The 14,597-nt window shown below is 63.5% G+C and carries 11 protein-coding genes; 6 read left to right on the top strand and 5 right to left on the bottom strand.

Annotated elements, in window-relative coordinates:
• Positions 1-77 precede the first annotated feature (77 nt).
• Positions 78-1,637: a sensor histidine kinase gene (locus tag IEX53_RS01595; RefSeq protein ID WP_188820768.1), complete on the bottom strand. Its 1,560-nt coding sequence runs from the start codon at positions 1,635-1,637 to the stop codon at positions 78-80.
• Between the two features lie 153 nt (positions 1,638-1,790).
• Between IEX53_RS01595 and IEX53_RS01590 the strand changes: the two genes are divergently transcribed.
• Together IEX53_RS01590 and IEX53_RS01585 are read left to right on the top strand one after the other, a co-directional pair.
• Positions 1,791-2,900 (top strand): carbohydrate kinase, encoded by a 1,110-nt coding sequence (locus IEX53_RS01590; RefSeq protein WP_188820766.1) that lies wholly within the window; start codon positions 1,791-1,793, stop codon positions 2,898-2,900.
• Between the two features lie 14 nt (positions 2,901-2,914).
• Entirely contained in the window at positions 2,915-3,856 is a 942-nt protein-coding gene (locus IEX53_RS01585) for a pseudouridine-5'-phosphate glycosidase (RefSeq protein WP_188820764.1), read from the top strand.
• A gap of 144 nt (positions 3,857-4,000) precedes the next feature.
• On the opposite strand, the gene IEX53_RS01580 is transcribed toward IEX53_RS01585, so the two are convergent.
• Positions 4,001-4,462 carry an SRPBCC family protein gene (locus IEX53_RS01580; protein ID WP_188820762.1) on the bottom strand — a complete coding sequence of 154 codons (462 nt, stop codon included), beginning with the start codon at positions 4,460-4,462 and terminating at the stop codon, positions 4,001-4,003.
• A gap of 221 nt (positions 4,463-4,683) precedes the next feature.
• Between IEX53_RS01580 and IEX53_RS01575 the strand changes: the two genes are divergently transcribed.
• The 4 genes from IEX53_RS01575 (at position 4,684) to IEX53_RS01560 (ending at position 10,498) form a co-directional block, all read left to right on the top strand.
• Positions 4,684-6,483, top strand: a complete 1,800-nt coding sequence (locus tag IEX53_RS01575) for an IlvD/Edd family dehydratase (protein ID WP_188820760.1) — start codon at positions 4,684-4,686, stop codon at positions 6,481-6,483.
• A 323-nt stretch (positions 6,484-6,806) separates the two neighbouring features.
• The gene (gene pgi / locus IEX53_RS01570; RefSeq protein ID WP_188820758.1) at positions 6,807-8,453 is read left to right on the top strand and encodes a glucose-6-phosphate isomerase; all 1,647 of its coding nucleotides are present in this window, start codon (positions 6,807-6,809) and stop codon (positions 8,451-8,453) included.
• Positions 8,454-8,696: 243 nt separating this feature from the next.
• Positions 8,697-9,758, top strand: a complete 1,062-nt coding sequence (locus IEX53_RS01565) for a M14 family metallopeptidase (protein ID WP_188820757.1) — start codon at positions 8,697-8,699, stop codon at positions 9,756-9,758.
• Positions 9,755-10,498 carry an HAD family hydrolase gene (locus IEX53_RS01560; protein ID WP_188820755.1) on the top strand — a complete coding sequence of 248 codons (744 nt, stop codon included), beginning with the start codon at positions 9,755-9,757 and terminating at the stop codon, positions 10,496-10,498. The genes IEX53_RS01565 and IEX53_RS01560 overlap by 4 nt, the downstream gene beginning before the upstream one ends.
• Here the strand turns inward: IEX53_RS01560 and IEX53_RS01555 are convergent.
• The 3 genes from IEX53_RS01555 to IEX53_RS01545 form a co-directional block, all read right to left on the bottom strand.
• Positions 10,417-11,388: a YobF C-terminal domain-containing protein gene (locus tag IEX53_RS01555; protein WP_188820753.1), complete on the bottom strand. Its 972-nt coding sequence runs from the start codon at positions 11,386-11,388 to the stop codon at positions 10,417-10,419. The two genes, IEX53_RS01560 and IEX53_RS01555, sit on opposite strands and share 82 nt — an antisense overlap.
• A gap of 216 nt (positions 11,389-11,604) precedes the next feature.
• Positions 11,605-13,293: a long-chain fatty acid--CoA ligase gene (locus IEX53_RS01550; RefSeq protein WP_268902557.1), complete on the bottom strand. Its 1,689-nt coding sequence runs from the start codon at positions 13,291-13,293 to the stop codon at positions 11,605-11,607.
• A 470-nt stretch (positions 13,294-13,763) separates the two neighbouring features.
• Positions 13,764-14,432 carry a TetR family transcriptional regulator gene (locus tag IEX53_RS01545; RefSeq protein WP_188820751.1) on the bottom strand — a complete coding sequence of 223 codons (669 nt, stop codon included), beginning with the start codon at positions 14,430-14,432 and terminating at the stop codon, positions 13,764-13,766.
• Positions 14,433-14,597: the final 165 nt, after the last annotated feature.

The following is a 14,597-nucleotide window of genomic DNA, read 5'->3' as shown; positions in this document are numbered from 1 at the left end:
CTTCCGAATGCAAGCAGCTTCTGACAAAAAAATGCAATCATTCGCCGATTTCTTTCGCACCGGCGAATGCACGCAGGTCAGGCGCTGCGACCGGCTTCCGCTGCTTCCTTCCTCTTGCGCCAGTTCGCCAGCGAAACCGGCATATCGGGAATGCGGATTTCGAAATGCGTGCCGCAGGTGCGCTCCTCGCGCAGCTCGATGGTGCCGCCATGGGCGCGGACGAGTTCCTGGGCGATGGCGAGGCCGAGCCCGGTGCCCCCGCTGCGGGTCGAGCCGCGGAAGGCCGTGAAGAGGTTGTCACGGGCTTTTTGCGGCAGGCCGGGGCCGGTGTCCTCGACGCCGACGATCGCCACCGCCCCGACGCGGCCCGCCGTAATCGTCAGCCGCTTCACCACGCTTTCGTCGCCCGGACGGTCGGCGGCCATGGCCTGCACGGCGTTGCGGCAGAGATTGGTGAGGATGCGGAAGAACTGCTCCGCATCGGCGTCCATCTCGAAATCCTCGGGCACCAGATTGCGGAACTCGACGCCGCTTTGCGGGTCGATCGACAGCGTTTCCTCCACATCGGCGACAATGGTGTGCAGCAGCACGCGGCGCTGCTTTGGCGGCGCTTCCTGCGCGCGGCCATAGGCGATGACGCTTTCGGCATAGCCGATCGCGCGGTTGAGCGTGCGAATCAGCTTCGGCGCCATGCGCTGCACCACCGGGTCGCGGGCATCCGACAAATGGTCGGACATCAATTGCGCCGAGGCGAGGATGTTGCGCATGTCGTGATTGATCTTGGAGACGGCGAGGCCGAGATCGGCCAGGTGCTTCTGCTCCGAGAAGGTGCGCTGCAGATCGGTTTGGATCGCCGCCAGTTGGCTTTGCGCGACGCCGAGCTCGTCCTTGCGGGGGTCAGGGATGATGATGCGCGTCGGATCGTCTGGTCCTTGCGCGAAATAGATCATGTTGCGGTGCATCCGCCGCACCGGGCGCAGCAGCATCTCGTTGATGGCGAGATAGACGAGGCTTGCCGCGATCAGCGAGATGACCAGCGACAGGAGCGCGACATTGCGCGCATAATCCAACATCGCCGTGCGCAGAGGGGCGTCTGACGTGACGAGCTCTATGACCTTACCGCTATGGCCGACCGGCCCGTAGACGCGCAGATTGCGGTTGCCGCCGGCGAAGAGCGTATCGAACGCATCCCATATCGCCGCCGCCTCGCTGGTATGGGCGAGGTCGATATGCTGGTCGATGGTCTTCGGCACCTCGGACATGGCGAGCAGCCGCGAGGCGTTCTGTTCACGCAATGCAATGGCCTTGGTGCCGGTGGCCAGGAGCACGCTGTCCTGCACGGCGCGCGGCACGGGCGGCGTCTGGCCATCCGCCAGGACGAGGCTGACGGCTGCCACCGTATCGAGGCGCGCCGTCAGCCAGCGCATCCGCATGCTGGCGATGGAGGGCACGAAGATCAGCACCTCCGCCACCAGGACCGAGAGAACCGTCAGCAGCAGAACCTTGCTGGAGAGGCGGTGGCGCAGCGGCAGCCTGGTGAGCGGGCGGTTCTTCTCGCAGGCCGCGGCACGGCACGCGGCGCCCGGCGCCTGGTCGGCTGCGCCAGCATTCGCCTTGCCTACTTCTTTATCGGCCATCGATTCTGTCCGGAATAATGCCGGCCTTGCCAGCGAATGCGGCATATATACGTCCCCGACTTTGGGTTTTCCATGGCGGCCTTCAAAAACAAGTGTTGTGATAGTAGTCAGATGTTGATAGATGCGTGAGCAACCAGCCGCCCGGAGACACACATGGACGACCTTGGCGCGCAGGAGCGCGCGGTTCTGGAGATGATAAGCGCCAATCCCTTTGCCGGGCAGCAGGAGATCGCCGACAGCCTCGGCCTTGCGCGCTCGACGGTGGCGGCGCATGTCGTGCAGCTAATGCAGAAGGGCTATATTCTCGGGCGCGGCTATGTGCTGCCGGCGCAAAAGCGCATCGCCGTCATCGGCGGCGCGGTGTTCGACCGCAAATATCACGCTCGCGCGCCGCTGATACCGGGCACCTCCAACCCCGTCACCGGCCATCGCAGCTTCGGCGGCGTGGCGCGCAACGTTGCGGAAAACCTCGCCCGGCTCGATATCGCCACCAGCTTCGTTTCCATCGTGGGGGATGACGATACGGGCCGCGCGCTCATCCGCTCCTTGCGCGACCTCGGCGTCGATGTGAGCCAGGTGATCGTGACGGGCGAAGCGCCGACCGCCGAATATGCCGCCATATTGGGGCCGGAAAACGAGCTGGCGCTGGGCATCGCCGACATGGGCATTTTCGATCTGTTCTCGCCGGCCCATCTCGACCGTGTCTGGCCGCATCTGGCCTCGGCGGCCTATGTTTTCGCCGATTGCAATCTGCCGGCGGAAACGCTGAAGGCGCTGATCGAGCGCAAGGCGTCGGCCCGGTTCCGCCTTGCCATCGACGCCGTTTCCTCGCCCAAGGCCCGGCGGCTGCCGGAGGATCTGACGGGCGTGGATATCCTGTTCCTCAATCTGGACGAAGCCCGCGCCATGCTGGACTTGCGTGAAGACGATCCCCGTCTTTCCCCGGAAGCAGCCGTCGACGCGCTGCGGGCAAGAGGCGCGGCGGGCGTGGTGCTGACCATGGGCGCCGCGGGCCTGCTTGTTTCCGACCCGGACGGCACCGCGCGCGTCGAGGCCGTTCCGGCACAGCCCGTCGATGTCACCGGGGCGGGCGACGCGATGATCGCCGGCACGCTTTCCCGTCTGCTTTCCGGCGCAAGCCTCATGGAAGGCGCGCGAACCGGCTCCCTGCTCGCCACGCTCACCGCAGAGAGCGAGGCGAGCGTACACCCGCTTCTGTCGCCGCGCTTCCTCGCGGCTCATATGCATCGAATTCCCGTCTAAGAAAGGCATGATCAATGAACGCATCGCTTCTTCACCCCACCGAGGAGGTCCGGGCCGCGATTGCCGATGGCGCGCCTGTCGTGGCGCTCGAATCGACCATCATCACGCATGGAATGCCGTACCCCGCCAATCTGGAAATGGCGCGAAAGGTCGAGGCGGTGGTGCGCAGCCATGGCGCGGTGCCCGCGACAACCGCCGTTGTGGCGGGCAAGCTCCGCGTCGGCCTTGCAGACGATGAAATCGAAGCGCTGGCGCAGGCGAAGGACGCGGTGAAGGCGTCGGGGCGCGATCTAGCCGTCGCCATGGTCCAGGGCCGCTCCGCCGGCACCACCGTTTCGGCAACCATGCGGATCGCGGCGCTTGCGGGCATCGACATTTTCGCCACCGGCGGCGTCGGCGGCGTGCATCGCGGCGCGGAGGCGACCTTCGACATCTCCGCCGACCTGACGGAACTCGGCCAGACAGGCACGACCGTCGTCTGCGCCGGGGTCAAGTCGATCCTCGACATTCCGAAGACGCTGGAGTTCCTGGAAACCCAGCGCGTTCCCGTCATCGCCTATGGCAGCGACGATTTCCCGGCCTTCTACACCCGCTCCAGCGGCTGCAAGGCCGACCATCGGCTCGACACGCCGGAGGAGATCGCCAAGGCCATGGCGCTCCATGCGGAACTTCGTTCCGGAACAGGCATTCTCGTCGCCAACCCGATTCCCGAAGCCGACGCGCTCGACCCCGCCTTCATCGACGGCACGATTGCCGAGGCGGTGGCGGAGGCGGCAACGCGCGGCATCGGGCGCAAGGAGCTGACCCCCTTCCTCCTCGCCCGCATCAATGAGCTCTCGAACGGCGCGAGCCTCGAGGCCAATATCGCGCTCGTCCTCAACAATGCCGACCTTGCGGCACGGATCGCGGTGGCCTATGCGCGGCTGAAGCGGGGTTCGGGGCCGTTGTTGTCATGAAGCCGTAGAGGAATGTATCCGAACAGGTGTCAGCCATCTCCGGGGGCTAAAGACTTGTCCACTGGGATACATTCCTCAACCTTCCCATAACAGCAATGATCCAATGGAATTCAGGCGATTCCATCAAAACAGAACCGGTCCAATTCAAAATGTGGCAGGCTTATCACCACCACCCGCCGCCGCCCCGATATTCGCAAAGAACCTATCCGCCAGCCTGCGCGCGCTCGAGGTGATCAGCCTGGCCCCCAGTTGCGCGACCCCGCCGCCCGCGTCGCCGCGCACCGTATAGGTCAGCACCGTCTCGTTGCCGTCTTCGGCCAGCACCACATCCGTACTGCCATGGACGAAGCCGGCGATGCTGCCCTTGCCCGCTCCCGAAATCGTGTAGGATATTGGCGGGTTGATATTAGAGAGTTCCAGCTCACCGAAAAGTTTGATCTTCACCGGGCCGAACCGCATGACGAGCGCCGCCTCGAGCTGGCCGGGGCCGCGCCATTCCAGCGCCTCGCAGCCGGGAATCGCCGCTTTCAATGTCTCGACATCGTTCAGCGCCCGCCACACGGCTTCGCGCGGCGCGGCGATGCGCTCCTCTCCCGTCAAATCCATGTGCTCTCCTTGTCTCTATCCCGGGCCAATGTAGGGTTTCTCACGGAAATTTGCCACGCATCAAGCACGCCCGCCTTTTCCGCGTCCAAATGGCGCGCGATGATCCAAAAGTCATTTAGTAATACTTGTTGCCGATTCTCCCCGATTGGCCTATGCCATGGCAAAGGACCATGCCGGTGGCGTGGCAAAAGACTGGGGAACCCGGTGAGGAAAGCGAAATCATGAGCGAAAAGAAAATCAGGCATCTCCGTTCTCAGGAATGGTTCGACAACCCGGATAATCCGGACATGACCGCGCTCTATCTGGAGCGCTATTTGAATTTTGGCCTGACAGCCAAGGAACTGCGCTCGGGCAAGCCGATCATCGGTATCGCCCAGACCGGCTCCGACCTTTCGCCATGCAACCGCCATCACCTCGAGCTTGCAAAGCGCGTGCGCGACGGTATTGCCGCCGCGGGCGGCGTGGCGCTGGAGTTCCCGGTTCATCCGATCCAGGAAACCGGCAAGCGCCCGACCGCCTCGCTCGACCGCAACCTTGCCTATCTCGGCCTCGTCGAGGTGCTCTATGGCTACCCGCTCGACGGCGTGGTGCTGACCATCGGCTGCGACAAGACGACCCCCGCCATGCTGATGGGCGCGGCGACCGTCAATATCCCGGCCATCGCCCTTTCGGTCGGCCCGATGCTCAATGGCTGGCATCGCGGCGAGCGCACCGGCTCCGGCACCATCGTCTGGAAATCGCGCGAGCGCCTTGCCGCCGGCGAGATCGATTACGAGCAGTTCATCGACATCGTCGCCTCGTCCGCGCCCTCGGTCGGCTATTGCAACACCATGGGCACTGCCACCACGATGAACTCGCTCGCCGAAGCGCTCGGCATGGAACTGCCGGGCGGCGCTGCCATACCCGCCCCCTATCGCGAGCGCGGCCAGATTGCCTATGAGACCGGCATCCGCATCGTCGAGATGGTGCGCGAGAACCTGCGTCCCTCCGACATCATGACGCGCGAGGCTTTCGAGAACGCCATCGTCGTCAACTCCGCCATCGGCGGCTCGACCAACGCGCCGATCCATTTGAACGCCATTGCCCGCCATCTCGGCGTCCAGCTCGACAATGACGACTGGCAGGATCTCGGCCACGAGATCCCGCTGCTGGTCAATCTCCAGCCGGCTGGCGAATATCTGGGCGAAGATTACCACCATGCCGGCGGCGTGCCCGCAGTCGTGGGCGAGCTGATGAAGGCCGGCAAGCTGCCGCATCCGGACGCGCTCACCGTCAACGGCAAGACCATCGGCGAGAACTGCGGCGAAGCGGAAAACCTCAACACTGAAGTTATCCGCCCGTTCTCGGCGCCGCTCAAGGAGAAGGCCGGGTTCATCAACCTGAAGGGCAATCTGTTCGACAGCGCCATCATGAAGACCAGCGTCATCTCGCCGGAATTCCGTGACCGCTATCTCTCGAACCCGAACGATCCCGAGGCCTTCGAAGGCACCGCGGTGGTGTTCGACGGGCCGGAGGATTACCATTCCCGCATCGACGATCCCGCGCTCGGCATCGATGAAAACTCCGTCCTGATCATGCGCGGCACCGGCCCCATCGGCTATCCGGGCGCGGCGGAAGTGGTCAACATGCGCCCGCCCGCAGAGCTCATCAAGAGGGGCGTCCACGCCCTGCCTTGCCTCGGCGATGGCCGCCAGTCCGGCACGTCCGGCTCGCCCTCGATCCTCAACGCTTCGCCTGAGGCTGCCGCCATGGGCGGGCTGGCGCTGGTGAAGTCGGGCGACCGCATCCGCATCGACCTCAACAAGGGCACGGCCAACATCCTCATCCCCGACGAGGAACTGAACAAGCGCCGCAGTGATTTGATGGCGGAAGGGGGCTACAAATACCCGCCGCACCAGACGCCCTGGCAGGAAATCCAGCGCGGCATGGTCGACCAGCTTTCCGAAGGCATGGTGCTGAAGCCCGCGGTCAAGTACCAGCGCATCGCCCAGACCATGGGCCTGCCGCGGGATAACCACTAAGCGCGGATTGGCGATGATTTGAAGGGCCGGGGCGGGGAGATTTCCTCGCTCCGGCCTTTCGTTTTTTGCAGTTGAGGGAATCGCGAGGCAACCCCCCTCTGTCCTGCCGGACATCTCCCCCACAAGGGGGGAGATCGGCTGACACGGCTCCCCGCCATTACCTAACAACGTTTGCGATTGGTGCCAGTGTTGATGAAGGCTAATCTCCCCCCTTGTGGGGGAGATGCCCGGGAGGGCAGAGGGGGGTGCCCTCGGGCGACCGTTTCCAATTCTATTTGAAAACCTCTAGTCTCGCCCAACCTTTCGATTCGGGAGTATGCGTGATGAGCAGGAACGAGCCTGAAATTGCCGAAGCCGTAGCCGCACTGAAAGCCCATTGGCAAAATGGCGCACTGAGAGACATGCGCGCCGCCTTCGCCGACGATATCAAGCGCTTCGCGCGCTATTCGCTGAGCCTCGACGATCTTCTCCTCGACTGGTCGAAATGCCTCGTCAATGACGAGACCATGCGCCTTCTGAAGAACCTGGCCAAAGTCGCCGATGTGGAGGGCCGCCGCGCGGCGATGTTCGCTGGCGAGCCAATCAACACCACGGAGGGCCGCGCGGTGCTGCATGTCGCGCTGCGCGATTCGACCTCCAGCGAAATCCTCGTCGGTGGCGAAAACGTGCTGCCAGCCGTCCGCGAGGTGCTCGACCGCATGGCCGCTTTTGCCAATGGCCTGCGCGACGGCACCATCAAGGGCGCGACGAGGAAGGCCATCACCGATGTCGTCAATATCGGCATCGGCGGCTCGGATCTCGGCCCCGCCATGGCGACGCTGGCGCTCGCGCCCTATCATTGCGGCCCGCGCGCCCATTTCGTCTCCAATATCGACGGCGCGCATATCGCCGATACGCTGAAACCTCTCGACCCCGCGACGACGCTGATCATCGTCGCGTCCAAGACCTTCACCACCATCGAGACAATGACCAACGCGCAGACCGCCCGCAAATGGGTGGCGGATGCACTGGGCGAGACGGCTGTCGGGGCGCATTTCGCCGCCGTTTCCACCGCGCTTGACAAGGTCGCCGCCTTCGGCATCGCGCCCGACCGGGTGTTCGGCTTCTGGGACTGGGTCGGCGGGCGCTATTCCATCTGGTCGGCCATCGGCCTGCCGCTGATGATCGCCATCGGGCCGGAGAATTTCCGCCGCTTCCTCGATGGCGCCCATGCCATGGACGTGCATTTCCGCGATGCGCCGCTTGAGGAAAACCTGCCTGTCATGCTCGGCCTTGTAGGCTACTGGCATCGCGCCATCTGTGGCTATGGCAGCCGCGCCATCATCCCCTATGCGCAGCGGCTGGCCCGGCTTCCCGCCTATCTCCAGCAACTCGACATGGAATCGAACGGCAAGAGCGTCATGCTCGACGGCAGGCCGGTTTCCGGGCCTTCCGGTCCGGTGGTGTGGGGCGAGCCCGGCACCAACGGTCAGCACGCCTTCTTCCAGCTGCTGCATCAGGGCACGGACGTCATTCCGGTGGAGTTCATCCTCGCCGCGAAGGGGCACGAGCCGCATCTCGTCCACCAGCATGAGATGCTCATCGCCAATTGCCTTGCCCAGTCGGAAGCGCTGATGAAGGGCCGCACGCTTGATGAGGCGAGGGCGCAGCTCGCCGGCAAGGGCATGAGCGAAGCGGATGTCGAGCGCATCGCGCCCCACCGCGTCTTCTCCGGCAACCGCCCGTCGCTGACCATCCTCGACGACCTGCTCGATCCTTACGGGCTCGGCCGGCTCGTGGCACTCTACGAGCACCGCGTCTTCGTCGAAGCGCAGCTTTTCGGCATTAACGCCTTCGACCAATGGGGCGTGGAACTGGGCAAGGAGCTCGCAACGGAGCTTCTGCCTGTTGTTTCGGGCGAGAAGAGCGCCGAAGGACGCGATGCCTCGACGCAGGGGCTGGTGGCGTATCTGCTGGAGCGGCGGGGGTAGGGGGTAGGCTGGTCTTCGAGTGGCACTGGTCCTATGGCATCGCGAGGCAACCCCCCTCTGTCCTGCCGGACATCTCCCCCACAAGGGGGGAGATTGGCCTTCATCGATGGCGGCCTTAATCCTGAAACGCTGGCGATTGGCGAAAGCGGAACTGGTAGCCAATCTCCCCCCTTGTGGGGGAGATGCCCGGCAGGGCAGAGGGGGGTGCTGCACGCGCCGACCTGAAACGGAAATACAAAGAACATGAACACCGAAACCATCACCCTCCCCGGCGACGTCCCGGGCAACGCCATCGAACTCCGCATCCTGCGCTTTACAGGCAGCGATAAACACGCCCCCGCCGCATACCTGCAATCCGCCCTCCACGGCGCGGAGCTTCCCGGACAAGCGGCGCTGCATTTCCTCGTGCCGATGCTGGAAAAGGCAGAAGCCGAAGGGCGCATTGCTGGCAACATCACCATCGTCCCTCAGGCGAACCCCATCGGCTCCAACCAATGGATGGCCTATCAGCATCTGGGCCGGTTCGAGTTCTTTACCCAGACCAATTTCAACCGCGCCTTTCCCCTGCTGCCGGATTTCGGCACGTCCGATCTCGTAGCAACCGACGCGCCCGTGCCGCTTGCCCAGCGGCTGAAGGCGGCGCTGCTGCGGCTTGCCCTGCCGCATGAAATCGTGCTCGACCTTCATTGCGACGACCAGAGCGAGAACTATCTCTACATCCACAAGGACTTCCTGCCCGACATGCTCGATCTGGCGAGTGCGCTGGGCTCAAAAGCCGTTCTTGCCTGGGATTCCACCGCCGATGCCGCCTTCGAGGAGGCCTGCGCCTATCCCGTGCTGCAATTGCCGGCAGATCAGCGCAACATGAAGCGCCGCGCCGTCACCACGGTCGAGTTCCGCGGCCTTGCCGATGTCGGCTTCGACACGGGCCGCGCGGATGCCGAAGGCCTCTACCGCTTCCTCGTCCATCGCGGCGTGGTCAAGGACGACGGCGTCAAGCTCGCCCATAACTTCAACGGCCCGGTGACGCCGCTGGAAAATGTCGAGATGGTCCGCGCGCCGCAGGGCGGCATGGTGCTTTATCATGTCGGGCTTGGCGACGAGGTGGAGGAGGGCGACAGTCTCGTCACCATTGTCACCCGCCCTGGTGACCCCTCGGGCGACATAACGCTCACCGCGCCCCAGGCGGGGCGCATCCTCACCCGCCGCAGCGTGCGCTATATCAGGCGCGGCGACGATCTCCTGAAATTGCTTGGAAGCCGGCCCTCCAACGTCCTCAAGCGCCCCGGCACGCTGGAGGCATGATGGCGTCGAACCTCAGCGCCATCAAGGCCATTCTCTTCGACAAGGATGGCACGCTCGTCGATTTCGACCGCACCTGGTTCGGCATCTCGCAGGAGCTTGCCCGCCGCTCTGCCGGGGGCGACGAGGCGAAAGCCCGCGCGCTCATGGAGGCGGGCGGTTATGACTGGACGGCGCGCTGCTTCCGTCCCAATTCGGTGATCGCCGCCGGCACGGTCGAGAACATTGTCGATCTCTGGCACCCCGGCGAAAAGCCCGAGGCGCGCGCCGCGCTGATCCGCCAATATGACGATTACTGCATTACCGAAGGCGCCCGCGCCGCCGTGGCGGTCGAGGGCCTGCGCGAGACGCTGGCGGATCTGCGCGACAAGGGTTTCCTGCTCGGCATCGCCACCAATGATTCCGAAGCAGGCGCGCGCGCCACGGCGGAAGCGTTGAGCATTGCCCCGCTGTTCCACACCTTCATCGGCTACGACACGACTGCCCGCCCCAAGCCCCATCCCGACCCGCTCCTTCATTTCGCCGAAAAGCTCGGGCTGGAGCCCGGAGAGATCGCCATGGTCGGCGACAATCTCCACGACCTGCAAACCGCCCGCGCGGCCGGAGCGGGTCTCGCTGTGGGCGTCCTCTCCGGCAACAGCCCGCGCGAGGCGCTGGAGCCTTACGCGGATATGGTGCTGGGTTCGGTGGCGGATTTGCCGGAGGTATTCGCAGCCCGCAGCGCCGCCAGCAGCCGTTCATAGCTCGGCGCGAGCATCCGCAATATCGTCGCAGCTTCCGCATCCTGCCCCACGGTCAGCGGATATTGCAGCGCGCCGACGAGATGCGCCTGTTCGGAGGCGATTTGCGCCGCTTCGGCGAGGCCGATGCGCGCAAGGCATGTGGCCACATCCGCAAGCCGCCGCGCGCCGACGCGGATGGCGAAGTGGATGAGGTGGCCGCGCAGGTCTTCATCGCAGCCGCCTTCGAGCATGGCCGCCAGGGCTTGCGCAGCTGCGTCATTGCCGAGTGTTCCCTCAGGCAGGTGCTCGCCCCCTTCCATCGACAGCCAGCGAATGGCGGCGGGCAGCGAGGTTCGGATCGTTTCTTCCTCGGACATTTCCCGCAACCGCCGGAATCCGGTCCGCATGGTGTAAGGCTCGCCATAATCGAGCGTTTCGGCCCGCCAAGCGGCCATGAAGTCGGCGATCGGCAGCAAGGCGAAGGGATAGCCCTGCGGGTCGTGCATCCGCACATGCGCATCATCGACGCCAAGCACCACGACATAATGGTCCGCGCCGATGGGTCCTTTCATGCCGGGCTGGTGCCGCAGATGCCCCATTTCCACCGGCCCGATCCAGACGGGGCCATCGGAGAGAGCGTATTTGAGCCGCGCCAGCGCTTCCTCTTCGCTCCCGCCCTTGCTGACCGTGGAGGTCCAACCCATGGCGTCGAGGGCCGCATCGAACCCGGCTTCCGGCGTCCATCCATAGGGATCGAAAAAAGGCAGCCGCCCGCCGACGATCTGCATCCCGAACGGGCTGCTCGTGGCAAATTCAATGGTTTGAGGCGAGGGCGCATCTGGCCCGCACATCATCGCGAATGAATTGGCGTAGCAGTAAGGACCTGAGCCGATATAGGAAAAATGCCGCATGGCTGCCTCCGAGAGCGGGTTGAGAGGCAGGGATAGAGGGGCATTTTTCGCAAAATTGTCAATGGATTCGTGGGGGGCGTTTAATGACGCACGGCCACCGTTTCAGGAAGGCGTGCAGGTCATTCCAGCCTGGGGAAGTGGCCAGTGTTCTGACGAAATCGCGAGGCGCCCCGCCGACATTGCTATTTCAGCGGACAGATGTGGCAGATTGGCCGCTTACCCCCGCAACTCCCGCCTTAAAATCTTCCCCACATTCGTCTTGGGCAATTCGTTGCGGAATTCCACGATGCGCGGGCGCTTGTAGTTGGTGAGCCGCTCGGCGCAGAAGGCTTTTACCTCTTCCTCAGTAAGCGCAGGATCGCGGCGGACGACGAAGAGCTTCACCACTTCGCCGGAGTGCTCGTTCGGAATGCCCACCGCCGCCGCTTCGACAATGCCGGGGTGCCCTGCCGCCACTTCTTCGATCTCGTTGGGATAGACGTTGAAGCCGGATACGAGGATCATGTCCTTCTTGCGGTCCACGATCTTGGTGAGGCCGCGTTCGTCCATGAAGCCCATGTCGCCGGAGCGGAAGAAGCCGTCTGGATAGAAGGCCGCCTGCGTCTCGTCGGGACGGTTCCAATAGCTCTTCATCACCTGTGGGCCGCGAATGCAGATTTCGCCCACTTCGCCCAGCGGAAGGTCGCGGCCCTCCTCGTCGCGGATGGCGATATCGGTCGAGGGAAGGGGCAGGCCGATCGTGCCGGTATATTCAGTCGCCTCGAGGCTGTTGGCCGTGGCGACGGGCGAAGTCTCGGAGAGGCCGTAACCTTCGGTGATGTGGCAGCCGGTCATCTCCCGCCAGCGCTCGGCCACCGGACGCTGCACGGCCATGCCGCCACCCAGGCTGAGGATCATCGGCTTGAAGTCGATCTTGCGGAAATCCTCATTGTTCATCAGCGCGTTGAAAAGCGTGTTGAGGCCGGGGAAGATATGCGCTGGATATTTCTGCAATTCCTTGACGAAGGCCGGGATATCGCGCGGATTGGCGATGAGCACATTGCGCGCGCCCTGCTCGATGCCCATCAGCGCGTTCACCGTCAGCGCAAAGATATGATAGAGCGGCAAGGCGCAGATATAGTTCAGATCCTTCGGCTTGCCCTTGATGCGATAGGCAACCTCCACCCACATATGCAACTGCTCGACATTGGCGAGAATGTTACTGTGGGTGAGCGTCGCGCCCTTGGAGATGCCCGTCGTTCCGCCGGTATATTGCAGGAAGGCCACGTCGGAGGGCGTCACCTCGGCCGGAGTGAAGCTCTTCGCCGCGCCTTGCGTCAGCGCCGCCTTGAAGGGGACATGGCCGGGCAGGCTCCAGGCCGGCACCATCTTCTTGACCTTGCGCACCACCAGATTGACGACATGGCCCTTGAGGCCCAGCATGTCGCCCATGGCGGCGACGACGACATGCTTTATCTCGGTTTTCGCCAGCACCTTTTCCAGCGTCGTGGCGAAGTTTTCGAGGATGATGATCGCCTTCGCCCCGGAATCCCTAAGCTGATGCTCCAGTTCGCGCGGCGTATAGAGCGGGTTGACATTGACGACCACGAACCCCGCCCGCAGCACGGCGGCGATGGCGACGGGATATTGCAGCACGTTCGGCATCATCAGCGCCACGCGGTCGCCCTTGACAAGCCCGCGCGCCTGCAGAAAGGCGGCAAGTGAGGCCGAATGCTTCTCCAAATCGGCATAGCTCAGCGACTTGCCCATGCTGGTGAAGGCGGGCCGCTCGGCGAATTTCCGGCAGGATGAGACGATGAGATCGCCGATGGACGAATAGGCCGGCGTCGGCATTTCCGCCTTGACGCCCGCGGGATAGGATTTGAGCCAGACGCGGTTCCCGATCGCGGAAGCCTGATCCGCCACGTCGCCTGCGCCCGCGGCTTGCGCCGCTTGTGTCTGTTCGTCTGCCAATCCTGCCTCCCTTGTCAATTTCGCCGCGCCAGTCGACCGTACGCTGCCTTGGGCAGGGTTTCGACCGGATATCGCGACAAATGCACGTCCTCCACCTCTATCTACGGCCAGTTAAGCCTTTTAGGCAAGAGTGACATTGACGTAAGCGTAAAAATTCAGGGGCTTGCCGCCGGGTGGAGAATTCGCCGTTAGAGCACTTTGTTTTTAAAAGGAAGCGTTGGCGGGACAGTAACCCCCCTCTGCCCTGCCGGGCATCTCCCCCACAAGGAGGGAGATTACGCCTTCATGACCGCTCGGCACCAATCGCGAACGTTGAAAGAGAAGAGGCATGGCGCGTGTCAGCCAATCTCCCCCCTTGGGGGGGAGATGCCCGGCAGGGCAGAGGGGGGTTGCCTCGCGATTCCGTCAAAATATGACACGCCCTAAACCACGCGCACCTTGGGTTCCCGGTTTTCTTCCTGCTCCTGAGAAACGCCGCTCTTCCTGAAAGACACGATCAGCGCCCGGATGGATCGGGTGCCGACGGTCACGAGATCGAAGGCTTTTTCCGTCCGCACCCATTCGCCGAGAATGCCGGACATGGCGGCCATCAGCGCGCGCGCAGCGTCATCAGGCGTCCAGTCGGACGACAGCATGCCGCGCCGCTCGCAGGCCTGCATCAGCCGTACGAAAAGCTGGTGTATCCCGGTGTTGAGTTCATACAGCCGCCCGAGCGCGTCGGTTAGTTCGCCCACATATTCGCAGCGCTGATTGATGATGGTGAAGACACGCTGCTGGCGCTCGTCTTCCGCGAAGAGGTGAAAGCAGGACACCAGCGCGTGATACAGCACGTCCAGCGGATCGACTTCCGTATCGGCCCGCGCCGCCCGCTCGATCAGATCCTCCTCGGGGAAGCGGATGCGATCGACGATGGATTTGTAGATGTCCGTCTTGTCCTTGAAATGGAAATAGATCGCCCCGCGCGTCACCCCCGCGCATTGGGCGATCTGCGCCAGCGTGGATTGATTGACCCCGTTTTTCAGAAATACCCGCTCCGCCGCGTCGAGGATGGCCTCGCGCGTTTCCCAGGCTTCCGCTTTTGTCCGTCGCATCGTCTCTCCCCCCATTCTTCGGGGTGCTTATCCTCCCGGCACCAATAACTCAATCGTGAACGGTCATCGGGGCCATCGGGACATAATATAAACTTTTAGCCTATTTACAAACATTCATGTATGTATTTATTTCGGACAAACTTCCGAGAAGGGCCTCGCTTCACA

Origin of the sequence: Paramesorhizobium endophyticum (assembly GCF_014640615.1) — a bacterium.
Classification (GTDB): Bacteria; Pseudomonadota; Alphaproteobacteria; order Rhizobiales; family Rhizobiaceae; genus Paramesorhizobium; species Paramesorhizobium endophyticum.
Note: the sequence above shows the minus strand (reverse complement) of the source record. Positions and strands in the feature narration are given on the sequence as shown.

Bases quoted from the DNA above. Each gene is read 5' to 3' on its own strand.
- IEX53_RS01560 (WP_188820755.1), top strand. From the start codon at position 9,755: ATGATGGCGTCGAACCTCAGCGCCATCAAGGCCATTCTCTTCGACAAG.
- IEX53_RS01545 (WP_188820751.1), bottom strand. From the start codon at position 14,432: ATGCGACGGACAAAAGCGGAAGCCTGGGAAACGCGCGAGGCCATCCTC.
- IEX53_RS01580 (WP_188820762.1), bottom strand. From the start codon at position 4,462: ATGGATTTGACGGGAGAGGAGCGCATCGCCGCGCCGCGCGAAGCCGTG.
- IEX53_RS01595 (WP_188820768.1), bottom strand. From the start codon at position 1,637: ATGGCCGATAAAGAAGTAGGCAAGGCGAATGCTGGCGCAGCCGACCAG.
- IEX53_RS01585 (WP_188820764.1), top strand. From the start codon at position 2,915: ATGAACGCATCGCTTCTTCACCCCACCGAGGAGGTCCGGGCCGCGATT.
- IEX53_RS01575 (WP_188820760.1), top strand. From the start codon at position 4,684: ATGAGCGAAAAGAAAATCAGGCATCTCCGTTCTCAGGAATGGTTCGAC.
- IEX53_RS01590 (WP_188820766.1), top strand. From the start codon at position 1,791: ATGGACGACCTTGGCGCGCAGGAGCGCGCGGTTCTGGAGATGATAAGC.
- pgi (WP_188820758.1), top strand. From the start codon at position 6,807: ATGAGCAGGAACGAGCCTGAAATTGCCGAAGCCGTAGCCGCACTGAAA.
- IEX53_RS01565 (WP_188820757.1), top strand. From the start codon at position 8,697: ATGAACACCGAAACCATCACCCTCCCCGGCGACGTCCCGGGCAACGCC.
- IEX53_RS01555 (WP_188820753.1), bottom strand. From the start codon at position 11,388: ATGCGGCATTTTTCCTATATCGGCTCAGGTCCTTACTGCTACGCCAAT.